At 42.7% G+C, this 19,368-nt stretch carries 20 protein-coding genes; 15 read left to right on the top strand and 5 right to left on the bottom strand.

What is annotated here, in order from left to right:
- Window positions 1-9 precede the first annotated feature (9 nt).
- Window positions 10-1,542 (top strand): histidine kinase, encoded by a 1,533-nt coding sequence (locus tag DCK90_RS07365; RefSeq protein ID WP_108245537.1) that lies wholly within the window; start codon window positions 10-12, stop codon window positions 1,540-1,542.
- 81 nt (window positions 1,543-1,623) lie between these two features.
- Window positions 1,624-2,511 carry a RimK family alpha-L-glutamate ligase gene (locus DCK90_RS07360; RefSeq protein ID WP_108245536.1) on the top strand — a complete coding sequence of 296 codons (888 nt, stop codon included), beginning with the start codon at window positions 1,624-1,626 and terminating at the stop codon, window positions 2,509-2,511.
- Window positions 2,512-2,521: 10 nt separating this feature from the next.
- Here the strand turns inward: DCK90_RS07360 and DCK90_RS07355 are convergent, their stop codons facing one another.
- A complete protein-coding gene (locus DCK90_RS07355) occupies window positions 2,522-2,950 on the bottom strand; it encodes a hypothetical protein (protein WP_108245535.1) in 429 nt (142 codons plus the stop codon).
- 182 nt (window positions 2,951-3,132) lie between these two features.
- Window positions 3,133-3,522, bottom strand: a complete 390-nt coding sequence (locus DCK90_RS07350; RefSeq protein ID WP_108245534.1) for a DUF2721 domain-containing protein — start codon at window positions 3,520-3,522, stop codon at window positions 3,133-3,135.
- A gap of 79 nt (window positions 3,523-3,601) precedes the next feature.
- Between DCK90_RS07350 and DCK90_RS07345 the strand changes: the two genes are divergently transcribed.
- From DCK90_RS07345 to DCK90_RS07335, 4 genes are all read left to right on the top strand, one after another.
- On the top strand, window positions 3,602-4,894 hold the full coding sequence (locus DCK90_RS07345; protein WP_108245533.1) for an aminopeptidase P family protein: 1,293 nt from the start codon (window positions 3,602-3,604) through the stop codon (window positions 4,892-4,894).
- Between the two features lie 69 nt (window positions 4,895-4,963).
- Complete coding sequence (locus DCK90_RS17055) at window positions 4,964-5,137, top strand: hypothetical protein (protein WP_199912664.1); 174 nt, start codon at window positions 4,964-4,966, stop codon at window positions 5,135-5,137.
- 72 nt (window positions 5,138-5,209) lie between these two features.
- Window positions 5,210-6,301, top strand: coding sequence for a serine hydrolase domain-containing protein (locus tag DCK90_RS07340; protein ID WP_108245532.1), 1,092 nt, complete (start codon window positions 5,210-5,212; stop codon window positions 6,299-6,301).
- Between the two features lie 41 nt (window positions 6,302-6,342).
- A complete protein-coding gene (locus DCK90_RS07335; protein WP_234414674.1) occupies window positions 6,343-7,008 on the top strand; it encodes a cation transporter in 666 nt (221 codons plus the stop codon).
- A 176-nt stretch (window positions 7,009-7,184) separates the two neighbouring features.
- Here the strand turns inward: DCK90_RS07335 and brnQ are convergent, their stop codons facing one another.
- Complete coding sequence (gene brnQ / locus DCK90_RS07330) at window positions 7,185-8,474, bottom strand: branched-chain amino acid transport system II carrier protein (RefSeq protein WP_108245531.1); 1,290 nt, start codon at window positions 8,472-8,474, stop codon at window positions 7,185-7,187.
- A 243-nt stretch (window positions 8,475-8,717) separates the two neighbouring features.
- On the opposite strand from brnQ, the gene DCK90_RS07325 reads away from it, so the two are divergent.
- A complete protein-coding gene (locus tag DCK90_RS07325; RefSeq protein ID WP_108245934.1) occupies window positions 8,718-8,972 on the top strand; it encodes a hypothetical protein in 255 nt (84 codons plus the stop codon).
- A gap of 121 nt (window positions 8,973-9,093) precedes the next feature.
- On the opposite strand, the gene thiL is transcribed toward DCK90_RS07325, so the two are convergent.
- On the bottom strand, window positions 9,094-10,140 hold the full coding sequence (thiL, locus tag DCK90_RS07320) for a thiamine-phosphate kinase (protein ID WP_108245933.1): 1,047 nt from the start codon (window positions 10,138-10,140) through the stop codon (window positions 9,094-9,096).
- A 247-nt stretch (window positions 10,141-10,387) separates the two neighbouring features.
- Here thiL and DCK90_RS07315 point away from each other — a divergent pair, with 247 nt between their 5' ends.
- The 8 genes from DCK90_RS07315 to DCK90_RS07280 all read left to right on the top strand — a co-directional run bounded on the left by DCK90_RS07315 (window position 10,388) and on the right by DCK90_RS07280 (window position 17,047).
- On the top strand, window positions 10,388-10,717 hold the full coding sequence (locus DCK90_RS07315) for a HesB/IscA family protein (protein ID WP_108245530.1): 330 nt from the start codon (window positions 10,388-10,390) through the stop codon (window positions 10,715-10,717).
- A gap of 40 nt (window positions 10,718-10,757) precedes the next feature.
- On the top strand, window positions 10,758-12,203 hold the full coding sequence (gene sufB / locus DCK90_RS07310; protein WP_108245529.1) for a Fe-S cluster assembly protein SufB: 1,446 nt from the start codon (window positions 10,758-10,760) through the stop codon (window positions 12,201-12,203).
- A gap of 38 nt (window positions 12,204-12,241) precedes the next feature.
- On the top strand, window positions 12,242-12,994 hold the full coding sequence (gene sufC, locus DCK90_RS07305; protein WP_108245528.1) for a Fe-S cluster assembly ATPase SufC: 753 nt from the start codon (window positions 12,242-12,244) through the stop codon (window positions 12,992-12,994).
- Between the two features lie 76 nt (window positions 12,995-13,070).
- Entirely contained in the window at window positions 13,071-14,387 is a 1,317-nt protein-coding gene (gene sufD / locus DCK90_RS07300; protein ID WP_108245527.1) for a Fe-S cluster assembly protein SufD, read from the top strand.
- 27 nt (window positions 14,388-14,414) lie between these two features.
- Window positions 14,415-15,641: an aminotransferase class V-fold PLP-dependent enzyme gene (locus DCK90_RS07295; protein ID WP_108245526.1), complete on the top strand. Its 1,227-nt coding sequence runs from the start codon at window positions 14,415-14,417 to the stop codon at window positions 15,639-15,641.
- Between the two features lie 72 nt (window positions 15,642-15,713).
- Window positions 15,714-16,136, top strand: a complete 423-nt coding sequence (locus DCK90_RS07290) for a SufE family protein (RefSeq protein WP_108245525.1) — start codon at window positions 15,714-15,716, stop codon at window positions 16,134-16,136.
- A 7-nt stretch (window positions 16,137-16,143) separates the two neighbouring features.
- Complete coding sequence (locus DCK90_RS07285) at window positions 16,144-16,473, top strand: iron-sulfur cluster assembly protein (protein ID WP_108245524.1); 330 nt, start codon at window positions 16,144-16,146, stop codon at window positions 16,471-16,473.
- 67 nt (window positions 16,474-16,540) lie between these two features.
- Window positions 16,541-17,047, top strand: coding sequence for a DUF2480 family protein (locus DCK90_RS07280; protein WP_108245523.1), 507 nt, complete (start codon window positions 16,541-16,543; stop codon window positions 17,045-17,047).
- 506 nt (window positions 17,048-17,553) lie between these two features.
- Here DCK90_RS07280 and DCK90_RS07275 read toward each other — a convergent pair.
- Window positions 17,554-19,344, bottom strand: coding sequence for an Ig-like domain-containing protein (locus tag DCK90_RS07275; RefSeq protein WP_108245522.1), 1,791 nt, complete (start codon window positions 19,342-19,344; stop codon window positions 17,554-17,556).
- Window positions 19,345-19,368 lie beyond the last annotated feature (24 nt).

Here is a 19,368-nt window from a genome sequence, read left to right as displayed (position 1 = left end):
GATGACTTTATGCTGAAAAATTTGACAGACTTTTTCAAGGAAAGTAACCAGAATGGATTTGGGTTCCTTGTGGTTTCCGTACTGTTCTATCTTTTTGTTTTCTTTCTGATTCAGTTTTTTCAGCACAAGAAGCGGTTTTACCTTTTTTACTCCCTATATGCCTTGGTTACCGGCATCACCTTGATGAAATATGTGGAAGGTGTCTTTTTCTCGGAATTTTTCCACAGGTCTGCAGGAAGAACTTTTGTAGCATGGGTACATTACCCCACACAATTGTTTGCCTCTATGCTGTTCAGCTTTTTTGTCCTGGATATCATGCAGCTCAAGAACGACCATCCAAAATTTGTTAAATGGGCATACCGGGCCTATTTGGGGGTCGCGCCGTTATATTTGGTCTTATGGGCCGTCCAATTGATGAATCCCAGGTCTTATTTAATCGATTATTTCCATGGATTCTTCTTTTTGCCCATGAGCCTGATCGTTTTTGTGGGAGGGTTCTATTTGGTTCTCAAACAAGACCGTATCATCAAGTGGTATATTCTCTCGGGCATGTCGGCGCTTTTTGTTTCGTATCTTATCATCACCCTGTATTCTTTTGAAGAAAGTAGGGCCAGCGACGAAACATTGTACATCTTTTATCTTGGTGTACTGCTTGAAAGCTTATTGTTTGCCCTGGCCATCGGACTGGAGCAAAAAATGGTCTACAGGGATAAGGCCCATGTACAGAAAAAATATATTGAGCAATTGGAGGAAAACCAAGTGATCAAGGAGAGTATCAACCGAACCCTATCGGATGAGCTCTTACAGACCAAAGCAGAAATAGAGGGTCTTAGTTCGGAGGCCCAAAGGGAGCGGACCGAAAAACTTACCATGAAAATGGAAAATAGGTTCGCACAGCTCAAGCTCGATGCTTTACGAAGTCAAATGAACCCTCATTTTATTTTCAACGCGCTCAATTCCATTAAATCCTATCTAATAGAAAACGACCAAGAGAAGGCCATTTATTATCTGGGCAGGTTCTCCAAACTGATACGCGGCATCTTGGAAAGTTCAAGAAAAGACCTTGTGACCTTAAAAGAGGAGTTGGACATTATTGAAATGTACACAGAAATTGAAAGTGACCGATTCAAAAACAACATTGAGTACAATGCTGAAATTGATGAAGGAATAGCTCCAGATGATATTTTAATTCCCTCCCTCATACTTCAACCCTTTGTGGAAAATTCCATTTGGCACGGACTTACCACAAAAAAAGGCAAAAAACAGTTGGTCATTAAAGTCCAAGAAACCGATGAAGGGGGTTGTCTTACGGTTATCGTTGAGGATAACGGTGTTGGGCGGGAAGCATCCCGTCTTAAAAACCGCCAAAATCCCTTGAAGGGGCAATCCTTGGGATTGACCATCGTTCAGGATAGATTGGATTTTTTTTCCAAAAAATACCACGAGGATTTCAGCTATACCATTTACGATATAAAAGACGAAGAAACTGGAAAGGCACTGGGAACAACGGTAATTATGAACCTGCCTAAACTTACGGTATAACCCTCTTGCATCAAAAGAAAAACGGCTGGTAAAAGGAAAATCCAAATAATTGTTCGAATTTGGATAAAATTTATAATATCAATGGACATTGCCCTACTTTCCGTAAGCCTCAACGTGTATTCCACTTCCAGGATTGCCGAGGAGTTTGAAAAAGCAGGCCATTATGTGGAGCATATAGACCACACCAAGTGTTCCGTACAGTTGGGAGGAGAAAAGCCCCAGATTTTTTATGAAGCCGACAACATTACCGATGAGTTTGATGCAGTTGTGCCAAGAATCGGAACCACAGTTACAAGACATGGTGCTGCGATAGTGAAGCAATTCGAGATGAACAATATATTCAGTACGGCAAAGTCTCTTGGAATCATTCGGGCCAGGAACAAGGTTTCCACTTTGCAAATGATGTTCAAGAAAGGAATTCCAGTGCCAAAAACGGTGTTTTCCATCAACCCCAATAATGTGGAGCACCAGATTGAGCTTTTGGGCGGAGCCCCGGTGATCATCAAACTACAGGAAGGCACCCAGGGCAAGGGTGTTATTTTGGCCGAAAGCAAAAAATCTGCCAAGTCCGTCATAGATACATTGTATAACATGAGCACCAGTATTTTGTTGCAGGAGTATATTGAAGAGGCCAATGGGGAAGATCTCAGGATTGTGGTCGTGGACAACAAAATTGTGGCCAGTATGAAGCGGACCAGCGGTCTGGACGATTTTAGGTCGAATGTGCACCGTGGTGCCGAGACTCAAAAAGTGCAGTTGACGCCCCGTGAAAAATTCATCGCCATCAATGCTACCAAACATTTGGGGCTGGGTGTGGCCGGAGTGGATTTGATCCGTTCCAAAAACGGCCCTTTGCTTATTGAGGTAAACGCCTCGCCGGGCTTAAAAGGAATTGAGGCGGCCACTGGTGTAAACGTGGCCAAAACCATTGTTCAATTTGTGGAGAAAAATGCAAAACGAGGTAGATAGTGAAAGGGTTCTAAGCAGATAAGTCTATTTCATCGCTCACTTTGGCCAGACTCCATTTAATGGCGTCTTCAAGATTGGAAAACTGACGTATTTTATCCTTAAAAAATAACTTTTCTAAAATCACGCTCGTCAATCCACTATTGTTGTAGGCTACAATGGAATAAAATTCCAATTTGTGGCGATGTTTATAAAACTTTAGCCAATCTGTGGGCACTACCGAATAATTATGGATGCGATTACTGATATAGGCAATGGGTTTGTCCTTTCCCAAAACTTCGTAAGCAACTTTAATTATGGTTTCCGCTATGTCCCAATTAAAAGTTTCACCTTCGTTCATTTCTGAAATGACCAAACCATCGAAAAAATAGAAGGTCCCAAACTCATACTCCCTGATCTGTTTTATTTTTTTGAAAAACTCCAACTCCCTAACGCGCTGCATAATCTTTCTCTATATTATGTATAAAATTTATGCGCAAAAGTAGATGTAAGCAGAAGTTTTATTTGAATCGGGTTTACCAATGACCCTTTAGAATTGGTACAAGGCCCTTTTCAATTGACGGTTGATTTTTAAGCACTGAGCGCACGAAGAAGTATTCCTACACACCTTGTTTAAATAGCTTATTATTTTTCCATATTCTTCAACTGAATGCCAAGGGCTTTGGTAGAAAGTTGAACCTCTAAAAGTGAGAGAATCAGCGAAATCATGAGAAAAATCAGACTTATACCAAAAATAATGTTGGCCCAAACCTCCATCTCCACATATACAAGGAACATCGTGACCGCCGCCAATAAAAAGCTGATAATGGCCGAAGCTTGCATGTTCTTTATAATGCTTAGCCGGTTTCTTAATTGATTGATCTGTTGTTTTAAGGGCTGGGCAGAGGTTTCTTCGAACTGTTTGTGCAATTGCCGGATGAGCGCGGCAATGGCCAAGTACCTAGCATTATAGGCCAACATGGTCAAGGAAATAGCGGGAAAAAGTAAGGCAGGTATGCTTAGGTTGAGTTGCATTTTTTCAATTTGATATGGAAGGTAAGAATTTGTCTTCGGTAACGCAATTACCTAAATTTGGGGAAATCAAAATACAACTATGAAATACTTCCAGATAGACAGTAATCTTTTTGTGAAAAACCGTAAGAAATTTATGGCCCATATGCGGCCCAAGAGCATTGCGATATTCAACTCCAACGACATCTACCCCATTGGGGCCGATAGCACCTTGCCGTTTGAACAGGACCGTGATCTATTTTATCTGAGCGGTGCGGACCAGGAAGAAACTATTTTGTTATTGTTCCCCGATGCTATGGACTCAAAACATAGGGAGATTCTGTTTGTTAGGGAAACCAACGACCATATCGCTGTTTGGGAAGGCGCAAAGCTTACCAAGGAAAAAGCCACCGAGGTATCGGGAATACAAACCGTGTATTGGCTCACCGATTTTGACAAGATCTTTTTTGACTTGATGACAGAAGCGGATACAATATATTTCAACACTAACGAGCATTACCGCCAAGCGGTGGAAACGCAGACACGTGAAGATCGTTTCATAGAAAAATGCAAGAAAGAATACCCTGCGCACCAATTGGCAAAGAGCAACCCCATTTTGCAGAGTATTCGGGGGGTAAAGGAGCCGGAAGAAATAGAGTTGATGCAGAAGGCATGCGACATTACAGAGAAAGGATTCAGGCGTATATTGGAGTTTGTGAAACCGGGCGTTTGGGAGCACGAAATGGAAGCCGAGTTCCTGCATGAGTTTGTCCGTAACCGTTCCAAAGGTTTCGCATATAGTCCGATTATCGCTTCTGGAAACAATGCAAACGTTCTGCACTATTTGGAGAATAACCAAGAAGTGAAGGATGGTGACATGATTTTGTTGGACCTAGCGGCGGAGTATGCCAATTATTCCAGCGACATGACTCGGACCATTCCCGCCAATGGAAGATTTACCGACAGGCAAAAAGAAGTATACAGCGCCGTGCTCCGTGTTAAGGATGAAGCCACCAAAATGTTGGTCCCGGGCGCCATTTGGGCCGAATACCACAAAGAAGTGGGAAAATTGATGACTTCCGAATTGATAGGCTTGGGCTTATTGGACAAGGCCGATGTGCAGAATGAAAACCCAGATTGGCCAGCGTACAAAAAATACTTTATGCACGGCACCAGTCACCATATCGGTTTGAATACACACGACTACGGCGAATTAAAAACACCGATGAAGGCCAATATGGTGTTTACGGTGGAACCGGGAATTTACATTCCGGCAGAGGGAATGGGTATCCGTTTGGAGGATGATGTGGTCATTCAAGAAAGTGGAGAACCATTTAACTTGATGCGCAACATCCCCATCGAGATTGAGGAGATAGAGGAGTTAATGAACAAATAAATAGTCATATCGAGCGCAGTCGAGATATTGCTATTCATTGCATGCTCCAAAGGACAAAAAAGATACAATATGAATCTAATTTGGTTGATTCAACAATCCGATATTGAAAAAAAGATGGAGGAAGCTCCCGACAGTGCCTACGAAATAGGTGTGGTCATCGGGAGCTATCTCCCTTTTGTGGTTTTGGTGGTTATCGCTTACGGCATATACCATTTCAATAAGAAAAAGCGGGGCTCTGAATAATTTCCTTGAACATTGTAACCTTTTCTGACAAAGTGCCGTCATACCTTACAAATCGAAAAACGTAAGGTAAAAATGAAAATCGGAATTTGTAAGGGAGCGGGGCTTTTGTGGTTTATTGTTTTAGTAGGGTCTCAATTAAGTTTGAATGCTCAAGACCTATCGTACCAAATAGACAACAAGCTCAAAGAGAAATTTACTGATAATAATCCAGGGGCCGTTTTTTTGGTAGCTAAAAAAGGGGACATTATTTACAAAAAGGCTTTTGGATTGGCAGACCTCGAACTTCAAGTGCCGATGGAGACAAATAATGTTTTCGAAATCGGTTCCATGACCAAACAGTTTACCGCTATCTCCATTTTAATGTTGATGGAAAAAGGAAAGCTCCGTTTGGATGATGAAATAACCAAATACATCCCTGATTATCCGACCCGGGGCCATAAAATCACTATCCACCACCTGTTGAACCATACTTCGGGAATAAAGAGTTTTACAAGCGTCAAGGGACTCAATGCCATTGCCAACGATGATATGGAGCCCTTGGAGGTAATCGATTTTTTTAAAAACGAGCCAATGGACTTTGCTCCAGGCGATCAATTCAAATACAACAATTCAGGTTATGTCATTTTAGGATACATAATTGAAAAGGCTTCGGGGATAAGCTATGGCGATTTTGTGGAACAGCGGATTTTTGAAAAATTGGGAATGTCTTCATCCTACTATGCGAGCCACTCAAAGGTGATACCTAACAGAGCTTCGGGTTATCGTAAAGGAAAGACATATACTAACTCTAGGCATATCAGTTATTCTATACCCTTTGCATCCGGTTCGTTGATGTCCACTGTGGATGATATGCTCAAATGGGAGGAAGCAATCAAAAACCATGTATTGCTCAGTAAAGAAACTATGAACAAAGCCTTTGTCAATTATAGGTTGAACAATGGAGAGCAAACCGATTATGGTTATGGATGGCATGTTGAAACTTTGAACGGTACAAAAAGCTTTGAGCACGGCGGGTCTATCTTTGGATATAAATCTATGGGAGTTTATTTGCCAAAGGAAGATATTTATGTGATAGGTTTGAGCAACTGTGATTGCAACTCACCCACAAAAATCACACGGGATATAGCTAAAATGGCCATGAATAGTAGGGATTCCGATAAGTAGTCGAAAAACATTTGATTTTTGTTCCTGAATCCCGGAAATTCATGGTCCCTAAAGAAATGATAACCGAAACATTTCCAATGACCCAAGATGTAAAATTGTATAGAAGTGCGTTTGCCTTGGCTTTGTTCACCATTTTTTATAACGTGGCTGAAGGCATAGTTTCCACATATCTCGGTTTTGAAGATGAAAGCCTTGCCCTTTTTGGTTTTGGAACGGACAGTTTTATCGAGGTCATCTCGGGATTGGGCATTGCCCATATGGTGCTGCGCATCCAAAAGAACCCAGAGAGCGATCGCGATAGGTTCGAACGTACAGCCTTGAAAATTACAGGTACTGCCTTTTATATTTTGGTCGTAGGTCTTGTCGTATCGAGTATATACAATATTTGGACAGGTCATAAACCACTGACCACTTTATGGGGTGTCATCATTTCCTCCATATCCATACTCATTATGTGGATTTTGGTATGGTGGAAGAGAAAAGTGGGACGGGAGCTTGATTCTGCACCGATTTTAGCTGATGCCAATTGCACCATGGTCTGTGTATACATGTCCATTATTCTTTTGATGAGTAGTGGCGTATATGAACTTTTCAAAATACCCTATATAGATAGTTTGGGAACCTTGGGCTTGGCCTATTTCGCATTTACTGAAGGGAAGGAATGCTTCGAGAAAGCTAACAGTGACAAATACTGTTGTTGTGATTAAGAATAATTTACCTTTCAATTAAAAAAGCTAAGGGCCATTCATTGCCCAGTGGGCATTATAGGTCAATTTATAAACCTTAAACATACCTGAACAGAATGGCGGGAGAATTTAAAGGAGGGGCAGCCTAAGACCGATGTGGACAATGTGGCTGACAGGTTTGAATATTGGGCGACCTTCTAACTTTTCTTACCTAAATTTCCGAGGATAAAAACAATCAATGCAGGCAAAATCCATCCCATTTGATATTGTCCCAAAGGAACCCAATCAACATAAGGCGAAACGTATTTGCCCAGTCCGATACTTCCCAAAAAATCAGGAATACTGAATAGGATTGTTGTGACAACGACCCACTTGAACACTTTTTCGGAAGCGTATCTGTCAGGGGCAAAGTTCAACACTATCAAAATAATGGTAATGGGATAAATGAACATCAATGCGGGTACCGCCACATCGATGATGTAACCAACATTGAACTGTCCTATCAAAATGCCTAGCACGCAACCTATAAAGGCTGTAATTCTGTATGCCAATAAAGAATCGTTGAACCGACTTTTTATAAAATCTGAAGTTCCTGTTACAATTCCTATAGCAGTAGTAAAACAGGCCAGGCTTACCAATATGCTCAATAAAAGATTGGCTGTTTGGCCTAAGGTGTTTGTGCTAATTCCACGCAAGAGTGCTGTTCTGGTTATTTCATTATCAAAAGAGTTCCCAAACAAGGCTCCGGTGAGGATCAGTCCTCCATACACTAAAAATAGACCGGCACCAGCCCAAAGACCTGCCTTTCCTATAAGTTTTCGCTTTTCTTCATAAGATGCAGATTTTTCTTTGATGTTGACCGATATTATGATTACGGCACCAACCACAACGGCACCGATGGCATCAAATGTTTGATAACCCTCCAAAATACCCGAGCTAAAAGGTTGACTCATATGAGAAGGGGCAAAATCAAAATCCAAAGTAAATATGGCGGTCATGATAATGAACAAAAGGATGATAAGGATGCCAGGGGTCAATATTTTGCCCAGAGCATCCAAAACTTTGGTTCTATTTACGGCAAAAACAAAAACCAACATAAAGTAGATAAGGCTGGTAAGTAACGATGATGAGTCCCAAAAGGGCTGGATGGCCATTTCGTGCGTAACCGATGCTGTCCGTGGTGATGGCAAAGCAATGGAAATGGCGTAAATCAAATAACAATACACAACACTAAAGGTCGGCGATACTTTTTTGGCAAAATCGAATAAGGTTCCTTGTAGTTTGGAATGGGCCACTATCCCTAAAATAGGCACAAGCGCTCCCGAAATACAGAAGCCCAAGGCCACCAGCCACCATAAATTACCCGATTTAAATCCCAACAATGGTGGCAAAACCAGATTACCCGCTCCAAAAAACAGGGAAAAGAGTGCAAATGCAGTGACGGTTAACGATTTTTTATCGATGGGTTGTTGATAATTTGTTTTCAATACAGTATCTTACAAAAGCGTTTTTGGACGGAAAAAGGCAACTTTTAATCGATTTTAAGGTATTTCATCGAAAAAAATGTTATCTCGATACATTCACAAAATAAAAAGTTATCAACATCCGTTCCTGTAAAAAGTTGAATCTCAAAAATAATTTATATAACAAAAAATTACCATTAACCAATGTAAGCATTTTTCGAAGCCCCATTTCGTAATACAATGCTTTTCTCCAAAAACCACCCGCCTATGAAAACAACTACTACGCAACATGGCAACAAATTTTCTTCATTCTTTTGCAGCTTGTTCGGACACCATTACACGGTTTCCAAGAAAGTGACTCATCACATAAAGGAGTACAAATGCATTCACTGCCAAAAACAAGTTACAACAGATGTTAGCGGAAAGCTCTCCGCCCTGACACCTCAAATGCAAGAGATAAACAGTACACTGGAAGACATGTACAGAAAAAGACAAAGTAGGGTAGTCCACCAAGTGGCATAGCCCTTTTTTGTTTTAGGAAAAGGCCCAAATCTTATCCCGGAAACTTAAGTAATTACCTACTGCTAATGGTTGCGTGCCCCAATGCCATGATGTAGGGATGCCCTTGATTTTCGGGATTTTTTTATTTGTTAAAAGAATTCCATCCCTGAGCCGTAATAGGAATTTTGGTCTCTGCCCTTGTAATCAAATGAACGCCTTCGCTCTTTTCGGTCATGTGACCAATCACCGTTAAGTTAGGATTCCCTTTTATTTTTGGAAAGTCAGCCTGGTCAATAGTGAACAATAGTTCATAATCCTCGCCACCGCTCAATGCAATCATTGTGCTGTCCATCTTAAATTCTTCGGATGCAGAAATCACTGTGGGGTCCAACGGAATTTTTTCTTCAAAAACATTGCAACCAATATCGCTGTGCTTGCATAAGTGAATTACTTCGGAAGAGAGCCCATCACTTATATCTATCATAGATGTAGGTTGTACCTCCAATTTTTTGAGTAGCTCCACGATATCCTTTCTGGCTTCTGGTTTTAATTGGCGCTCCACAATGTACGAATAGGGTTCAAGGTCGGGTTGACTGTTCGGGTTTACCTTAAAGACTTCTTTCTCTCTTTCAAGAACTTGTAGGCCCAAATAAGCTCCGCCCAAATCTCCGGTGACGACGAGCAAATCATTGGGTTTGCTTCCTTTGCGATAAACAATCTCATCTTCTTTTGCCACGCCTAGGGCAGTTACGCTAACAATCATCCCCCGAGTAGATGAGGTGGTGTCTCCACCGACCAAATCTACGTTGTACAGTTTGCAGGCAAGGGCAACACCTTCATAAAATTCTTCGAGCGCTTCCAAAGGAAACCTGTTGGAAATGGCCAAGGAAACTGTGACCTGTGTCGCCATGGCGTTCATGGCGTAAATATCGGAAAGGTTGACCATTACCGATTTATAGCCCAAATGCTTCAAGGGCATATAGCTCAGGTCAAAGTGAACCCCTTCCACCAGCATGTCTGTGGAAACAATGGTTTTATTCCCATTGTAGTCCATAACAGCGGCATCATCGCCCACCCCGATAAGGGATGATGGTTGTTTGAGTTCAAAATTTTTGGTAAGATGGTCGATCAGGCCAAATTCGCCCAATTCTTCCAAAGATGTACGTTCTTGATTCTTGTCTTCTAGCATTTTGCAAAAATAATGAGGATAATCGTAAATTCTGGTGTCCGGAGGGGTATAAAATTTTTTTGGGGAAAGCGTATCAAAAATCATAGTAAATTGTTGGGAATACGCCATTGATGCGACTTACCGTAAATCAGCTTTGTTTTCCATAAGAAACACCTATGGAATCATTCGTTATAATAATGTTAGTTGCCATGGTAAAACCCTACATATACAGTATATTTGTAGGCTATTTAGATTAAATTCAAGTAAGATGATTAAGGTTTCAGAATCAGCAAGGCACAAAGTGGTATCGCTTATGACCGAGGAAGGTTTTAATGCTACCAAGGATTATGTGCGTGTTGGCGTAAAGAGCGGAGGGTGCAGTGGATTGTCTTATGAATTGACGTTTGACAATTCTGCAACGGATACAGATAAGATTTTTGAAGATAATGATGTAAGAATCATTGTCGACAAAAAAAGCTTTTTGTATTTGGTGGGCACTACATTGGAATATTCTGGAGGTTTAAATGGAAAGGGATTTGTGTTCAACAACCCCAACGCCCAAAGAACCTGCGGATGTGGAGAAAGTTTTTCACTATAAACATTGACAAAAGGCCTGTAATTGGCTAACTTAAAGATATATGGCTTATACAGAGGAAGAATTAAAAAAAGAACTGGAGACCAAAGAGTACGAGTACGGTTTCTATACCGACATTGAATCGGACACCTTTCCCAAAGGATTGAACGAGGAAATCGTTATTGCCATCTCCAAAAAGAAGGAAGAACCCGAGTGGATGACGGAGTGGCGGTTGGAAGCTTTTCGTGCTTGGAAGGAAATGGAAGAGCCGGAGTGGGCCAACGTAACCTACAAAAAGCCGGACTTTCAGGACATCTCCTACTATTCCGCACCCAATAAAAAACCCAAGTACAATAGCTTGGACGAGGTGGACCCAGAATTGTTGGATACCTTCAAAAAGTTGGGAATCTCCGTGGATGAGCAGAAAAAGCTGGCAGGTGTTGCGGTGGACATCGTAATGGACTCTGTTTCCGTGGCCACCACTTTCAAAAAGACATTGGCCGAAAAGGGAATTATTTTCTGCTCCATTTCCGAAGCCATTCAGGAACACCCTGAACTAGTCAAAAAATATCTCGGAACCGTTGTGCCGCAAAAGGATAACTTTTATGCAGCATTGAATTCAGCAGTATTTTCCGATGGGTCTTTCTGCTACATCCCTAAAGGCGTAAGGTGTCCTATGGAACTTTCCACCTATTTCCGAATCAATCAAGCGGGAACAGGCCAGTTCGAGAGAACCTTGGTAGTGGCAGAAGAAGGCAGTTACGTGAGTTATTTGGAAGGATGTACCGCACCTATGCGAGACGAAAACCAATTGCACGCAGCCGTTGTGGAACTAATAGCTTTGGACAATGCGGAAATCAAATACTCCACCGTTCAAAACTGGTTCCCTGGCAACAAGGAAGGAAAAGGAGGGGTGTACAACTTTGTGACCAAACGTGGATTGTGCGAAAAGCACGCCAAAATTTCATGGACACAGGTTGAGACAGGTTCTGCGGTAACATGGAAATACCCATCGTGTATTTTGAAGGGGGATTATTCTATTGGAGAATTCTATTCCATCGCAGTGACCAACAACTTCCAACAAGCGGATACCGGGACCAAAATGATTCATTTGGGAAAGAACACCAAAAGTACCATCATTTCCAAAGGTATTTCCGCAGGTCAGTCGCAAAACAGCTACCGCGGATTGGTGCAGGTGAACAGTCGTGCGGAAAATGCAAGGAATTTCTCCCAATGCGATTCCCTGTTGATGGGTAACCGTTGTGGAGCACACACGTTCCCATATATAGAAGTCAAAAATAAATCTGCACAGATAGAACACGAGGCCACCACCAGTAAAATTGGGGAAGACCAGATTTTCTATTGCAACCAAAGGGGAATCGATACCGAAAAGGCCATTGCCCTGATCGTAAACGGATTTAGTAAGGAAGTATTGAACAAACTTCCAATGGAATTTGCCGTAGAAGCCCAAAAGCTATTGGAAATCAGTTTGGAAGGATCAGTAGGATAAATTACCACCATCATAAATAATATTTGAAGAAGAACAGCATGCTAGAAATCAAAAATTTACACGCAAGCGTAGACGATAAAGAAATTCTTAAGGGAATTGACCTAAAGGTAAACGCAGGAGAGGTGCACGCCATAATGGGCCCCAACGGTTCCGGTAAAAGTACCTTGGCCGAAGTAATTGCAGGTCAGGAAGAGTTTGAAGTAGGAGAAGGAAACATTCTTTTGGAAGGAGAGGACTTGGAAGAACTATCTCCAGAGGAAAGAGCCCACAAAGGAGTGTTCTTGTCATTTCAATACCCAGTGGAAATTCCAGGAGTATCGGTGACCAACTTTATGAAAACTGCCATCAACGAATCAAGAAAGGCGCAAGGTCTGGAGGATATGCCCGCCAACGAAATGCTTAAGAAGATTCGTGAAAAGTCCGAAATGCTGGAAATCGACAGAAAATTCCTTTCACGTTCCTTGAACGAAGGGTTCTCCGGAGGTGAAAAGAAACGTAACGAAATCTTCCAAATGGCGATGATGGAACCCAAACTGGCCATCTTGGACGAAACCGATTCAGGCTTGGATATCGACGCACTTCGAATAGTTGCCAATGGTGTAAACAAATTACGTGGCAAGGACAACGCTATCATCGTGATCACGCACTACCAACGTTTGTTGGACTATATCGTTCCCGATTTTGTACACGTATTGTACAACGGGAAAATCGTAAAATCCGGAACCAAGGAATTGGCCTTGGAATTGGAAGAAAAAGGATACGATTGGTTAAAAGAAGAAGCTGCGGTATAAAAAAAGATGTAAGACTTCAGAAGTCAGATTTCAGAACACGTATTGCTGAAAGCTGACAACTGATAACTGAAAAAATATGGATTTAAAGGAAAAATTAGTCTCCTCTTTTATGGCTTTTGAAGATGGCCTGGATTTAGACCATCCAGTACATGAGGAAAGGTCCAATGCCATGAAAAATTTTGAGACCAAGGGCTTCCCTACCAAAAAGGACGAAGCTTGGAAATATACTTCGTTGAAAGGCTTGCAAAAGATAGATTTCAGCATCTTTCCAAAGCAAGAGACCACTTTGGAATACAAGGATGTAAAAAAATACTTCCTTCACGAGATCGATACCTACAAGATTGTATTTGTTGATGGGGTTTATAGTTCATACCTCTCCGAAACAACACACGATGGAGTTGATGTTTGTTTGATGAGCTCTGCCTTCAGTAAGCCGATGTTCAAACAGGTGATCGAGGTATATTTCAACAAAGCGGCCTCTAAAGATGAGTCGTTGACCTCGTTGAACACAGCGTTCAGTAAAGAAGGAGCGTATATCTACATCCCAAAGAACAAAATGCCCAAGAAGCCTATCCAAATCTTGCATTTGGCCACGGGCAATGAGGCAGCCTTGATGTTGCAACCCCGTAACTTGATTGTTGCGGAGGACAACGCTGAGGTGCAGATTATAGAACGTCACCAAAGTTTGACCGGTAATGAAGTCTTCACGAATTCCGTGACCGAGATTTTCGCGGGCAAAGATGCCATCGTGGACTACTACAAAGTTCAGAACGATGCGCCGACCGCTTCTTTGGTCGACAACACCTATATTTCTCAAAAAGATAGTAGTGTAGTAAGAGTACATACCTTCTCTTTGGGAGGAAAATTGATTCGAAACAACCTGAACTTCTATCAGAACGGGGAGCGAATCGACTCTACCCTGAAAGGCGTAACCATTTTGGGCGACAAACAGCACGTGGACCATCACACCTTGGTGCACCATGCACAACCCAATTGTGAGAGCCACCAGGATTACAAAGGCATTTTCGGCGACAGTTCCACAGGAGTGTTCAATGGAAAGATCATTGTGGACAAAATTGCCCAGAAAACGGATGCCTTTCAGCAGAACAACAATATTTTGTTGAGCGATAGGTCGACCATCAACTCAAAACCACAGTTGGAAATCTTTGCGGACGATGTAAAATGTTCTCACGGATGTACCATTGGTCAGCTGGATGAAGAAGCAATGTTTTACTTGAGATCAAGGGGGATCCCAAAGAAAGAGGCCAAAGCATTGTTGATGTACGCTTTTGCCAATAATGTATTGGAGAGTGTTCGTATTCCCGAGCTAAAGGTGAGAATAAATAAAATTATCGCCGATAAATTGGGTGTACGCATGGGGTTTGACCTTTAAGCAGAACTATTTTACCTCAACTTTACAATGATAGAGACCACTTTGGACATACAGGCCATTAGAAAAGACTTTCCCATCCTCCAAAGAGAGGTCAATGGGCAGCCTTTGGTGTACTTGGACAACGCAGCTACCTCTCAGACACCGCAGCAGGTAATCGATGTCATTGTGGATTATTACCAAGGGTACAACGCCAATATCCATCGTGGGGTACATACTTTGTCACAAGAAGCGACCGATGCATACGAAGTGGCACGCCAAAAAATCCAAAAGCACTTTAACATTGCGCATTCCCATGAGGTAATCATGACCTCGGGGACCACCCATGGTATTAATTTGGTGGCTACCGGTTTTATATCATTCTTGAAAAAAGGCGATGAAATCATCGTTTCGGCCATGGAGCACCATTCCAATATAGTGCCTTGGCAAATGTTGTGCGAACGTACTGGTGCAGTTCTCAAAGTGATTCCCATGAACCTTGAGGGCGAGTTGGTGATGGAGGAATACCACAAGCTTTTGTCAGATAAGACCAAGTTGGTCTTTTGCAACCATGTGTCCAATGCGTTGGGAACCATCAACCCGATAGAAGAAATTATTGATGCCGCCCACAAAGTGGGAGCTGCTGTATTGGTAGATGGTGCACAAGCTGCGCCGCACATCAAAGCTGATTTACAGGCATTGGATGTGGATTTTTATACTGTTTCCGCCCATAAAATGTGTGGTCCAACAGGTGTTGGAATGCTGTATGGTAAGGAGGAATGGCTTAAAAAACTGCCTCCATACCAAGGAGGTGGGGAAATGATCGCTGAGGTGACTTTTGAAAAGACCACCTATGCCGATTTGCCTCATAAGTTTGAAGCTGGAACCCCCAACATCTGTGGAGGTATTGCCTTTGGAGCTGCATTGGATTATATGAACAACATCGGATTTGATGCCATTGCCCAGTATGAAGATGAGCTCCTGCAATATGCCACGGAGCAATTGCTCACTATTGATGGATTAAAGATTTATGGGACCGCAGCGCACAAAACTTCGGTGATATCCTTTAATATTGAGGGTGCCCATCCCTACGACATAGGAACCATTGTGGACAAATTGGGAATCGCCGTTAGAACAGGGCACCACTGTGCACAGCCCATCATGGATTTCTATAAAATTCCGGGAACGGTAAGGGCCAGTTTTAGCTTTTACAACACCAAAGAGGAAGTGGACAAGTTGGTAGAAGGGGTAAAGCGCGCCAGGAACATGTTGTTATAAGCGGACAAGTTATCTTTATCATAAAGACTTGAATGGCAACTTGCCGAGTTGTACTTTTGAAAAAACCATCGCATGACCATAAAAGAGATACAGGAAGAGATAGTAGACGAGTTTTCCATGTTCGACGACTGGATGCAGCGTTACGAATACATGATAGAACTCGGAAAATCCCTTCCATTGATAGAAGTACAATATAAAACCGATGACAACCTGATAAAAGGTTGCCAGAGCAAGGTATGGGTGCATGCCGAATTGGATGGCGATAAACTGATTTTTACGGCTGATAGCGATGCCATTATAACAAAGGGAATCATAGCCATTTTGATCAGGGCGTTCAGCGACCAAAAACCACAGGATATTATCGATGCCAATGTGGGGTTTATTGATCAAATCGGTCTAAAAGAGCATTTGTCACCAACACGTGCAAACGGATTGGTAAGTATGATCAAGCAACTAAAATTGTATGCAGTTGCTTATCAAACACAGTTAAAATAAATTCAGAATGAGCGAAGAAACCACCATAGATACACAAGAGCTGGGCGAAAAGATCGTTAAAGTGCTCAAAACCATATATGATCCAGAAATTCCTGTGGACATTTACGAATTGGGATTGATTTACGATGTGTTCGTCAACGAGGAATACGAAGTGAAAATCTTAATGACCCTTACCTCTCCCAATTGCCCTGTGGCGGAAACCTTGCCAGTAGAAGTTGAGGAGAAAGTAAAATCGATCGACATGTTGAAGGATGTAGAGGTTGAAATCACCTTTGACCCGCCTTGGACCCAAGAACTGATGAGCGAGGAAGCAAAACTGGAACTGGGACTGTTATAAAAGATGTTAGAATTTAGTATTGAGAAGCTAGACAATCTCAATACTCAAATCTCAATACTCAAATCCAATGAGCGAAATTGTAAACAGAGTAGCCCAAAGCAAGTTGATTACCTTCAATCTGGAGGATTATTATCCAAAAGGGGAGCGCAAGGTACTTGACATTAAGGATTGGCTTTACGAAGGCTTTATATTGCGTGAAAAAGAGTTTCGCGCCCATGTTGAAGAGCATGATTGGTCAACGTATCAAGATGCTTATGTGGCCTTACAATGTTCTTCGGATGCTATTATCCCAGGGTGGGCCTTTATGTTGATTGCCTCCAAATTGCAACCTTACGCTAAAAAAATAGTTCAAGGAAATTTAGAAACCTTGGAAACAGCACTTTACCAATCCATTTTGGAAAACTTGGATGTAAGCGAATTCGCTGATAAGCCGGTAATCATAAAAGGGTGTTCCAACAAACCTGTTCCGGAAAACGCCTATCTCATGGCGGTGGCCAAAATCCAAGAAGTTGCGAAAAGTGTGATGTACGGTGAGGCATGTTCTTCGGTACCATTGTTTAAGCGCAAGAAGTAGTTTTTTTGTAGTCAGTAGTCAGTAGTCAGTAGTCAGTAGTCAGTAGTCTGAGGTCAGAAGTCAGAAATCAGAAATCAGAAGTCAGTAGCCAGTAGCCAGTCGCTGAGTGGAGTCGAAGCGACACAACACAATCGGTGTCATTTCGAACGGATGTGAGAAATCTTGTAATGGGAGGGGCAAGGGAGATTTCTCAATCGGCGCCCCGCACCTCATTTCGAAATGACAAAAGTTGCTATGAAGAAATGAAGCCTTGATTCCACCCAACCCGCCCATTGTTAATTGATAATTGTTTATCGTCTACTGAACCGACACGAATTCCACGAATTTCCACAAACCTTTATACTGATTTCTGATCTCAGACTTCTGACATCTGATATCTTGATTCTTAGCTCTTTTATCCCACATCTCAATACTATAATCTCAATACTCCCATCTAATATCTACCAAAAAGAAAAGCCCCCCGCTCGCACGGAAGGCCTAATCTTATAAATGGTTAACCCACCTAATTATTCCTTAAGGAAAACGGAGTATATTCTAGCAAAATCATCTATTTCGTAACTGTAAAACTGCTCGCTTATCGAATACGTAAAAGCGGTATTGTCCGAACTATATCCACCTGAAAAATCGGTTCCAGAGGAACCTATATAAACAGAAGTGAAGGTACTCAACAAAGGAATTGTAAATGGATTAAAAACCAACAAAAAATCCTTTGAGTAAAATCCATAGTTATTACCGCCTTTGTTTAGATAGCCCACCACATAAACATTATTGTCATGGACATAAATGGAATTGGCAACGCTAAATTCCTCCCCGTCTACCACATCTTCATAAGCAAGCTGTGCCACGTTATCAACCCAAACCGTGGCCTCTCTGCTGTTTCCGCTACCTAAATAGCCTGCCATATAAACGGTGTCCCCGTCCACATATAGCGAGTTGGCACCGGAAGCCCCTTCTTCAAAAAAGCTGATTTCACCATCTTTCCATAATACGGCACTCGATACACCTCCATCTGAGAAAGTCCCGGCTACGTATACATCTCCGTTGCTCACAAATACGCCCTTTGCCACACCCTTGCTATAATTGTTGTCTAGCTCTATGTCCATCTGTACGCCATCTTTCCACACTACGGGGTCACCATTAAGATACTCTCCTGCTACATAAACCGATCCATTGTCCACATAAACGGAATGGGCGGCTGAAGATGAGGAGGAAGCACCCTCTAGTTCCACAGGTTTACCGTTCACCCAAAGCCTGGCCATAAATTGAGAAGTATCTGGATTTAATTCTATTCCCGCAACATATACCTTGTCATTCACGAAAATCGAATTGCAAGAACTGACATTTTCACTCAGCTCGTAAAGTACCTCTCCATTGTGCCATACCGTGGCGATATTCTTTTCGCCATTGTTCAAGTATCCCGCGGCATAAGGGCCGACTTCTGCTGGCAAAGGCTCCAAAACAACCACAGTTGCAGTTGCACTTGCATTGTCCACGGTAACGGTAATGGTCGCCTGGCCCTCCGCCACGGCGGTAACGTTGCCCTCTTGGTCCACAGTGGCCACATCGGTGTTGTCCGAGCTCCAAACAGGCGTGCTTGTCTCCTCTACGTCTGCCTCCAGTGCAAAAATGGAGAGCTCCCCGATATCACCGACAATGAGCTCCATCCCCTCCTTGTCCAGTTCCAGTTTGGTCACCGGTCCGTCCACTACGCTTACGGTACAGATGGCTTCCGCTCCGCCCGCGTTTGCGGTAATGGTAGCTTCGCCTATTTTCAATGCGGTCACTACGCCGTCGGTGTCCACGGTGGCGATAGTCTCGTCGCTGCTGCTCCACGCCACGGTGTTCTCGCCTATGTCGGTGGTCACTTCCAACATAGCGGTATATTTGGGGTAAGGATATAACGTCACTGCCTCTTCGTTGAGGGCAATGCTCAATGGAACATCCTCGGTAAAGGTGAAGGAATCGCTACTGGTAGCGGTCTTCCCGCCCACGGTAACGGATATCTTGGCGGTCTCTGCGCCCTCGGGCACCTCGGCCACGAGCTTGGTGGCACTGGCTGTGGTAACGCTGGCTGCCACGTTTCCGAACTTTACGGTGTTGTTGGATTTGGTGGCATCAAAGTTGGTCCCGTTGATGGTAACCAAAGTGCCCACGGTGCCGGAAAGGGGCGTAAAGCTGGTTATCGTCGGGTTTTCATCGCCGGTCTTGGGCGTGTCAGGGCTATCGTCCTTGCCGCAGGAAAGCGCGAACAGGCAAACCGATAGGGCCGCAACGGCCCAAATACTGAATTTTTTCATTGGAATTCCTTTTTTAAAGTTATC

Origin of the sequence: Muricauda brasiliensis (assembly GCF_003057865.1) — a bacterium.
In the GTDB taxonomy this organism is placed as follows: domain Bacteria; phylum Bacteroidota; class Bacteroidia; order Flavobacteriales; family Flavobacteriaceae; genus Flagellimonas; species Flagellimonas chongwuensis.
This window is presented reverse-complemented; position numbering and strand designations above follow the sequence as displayed.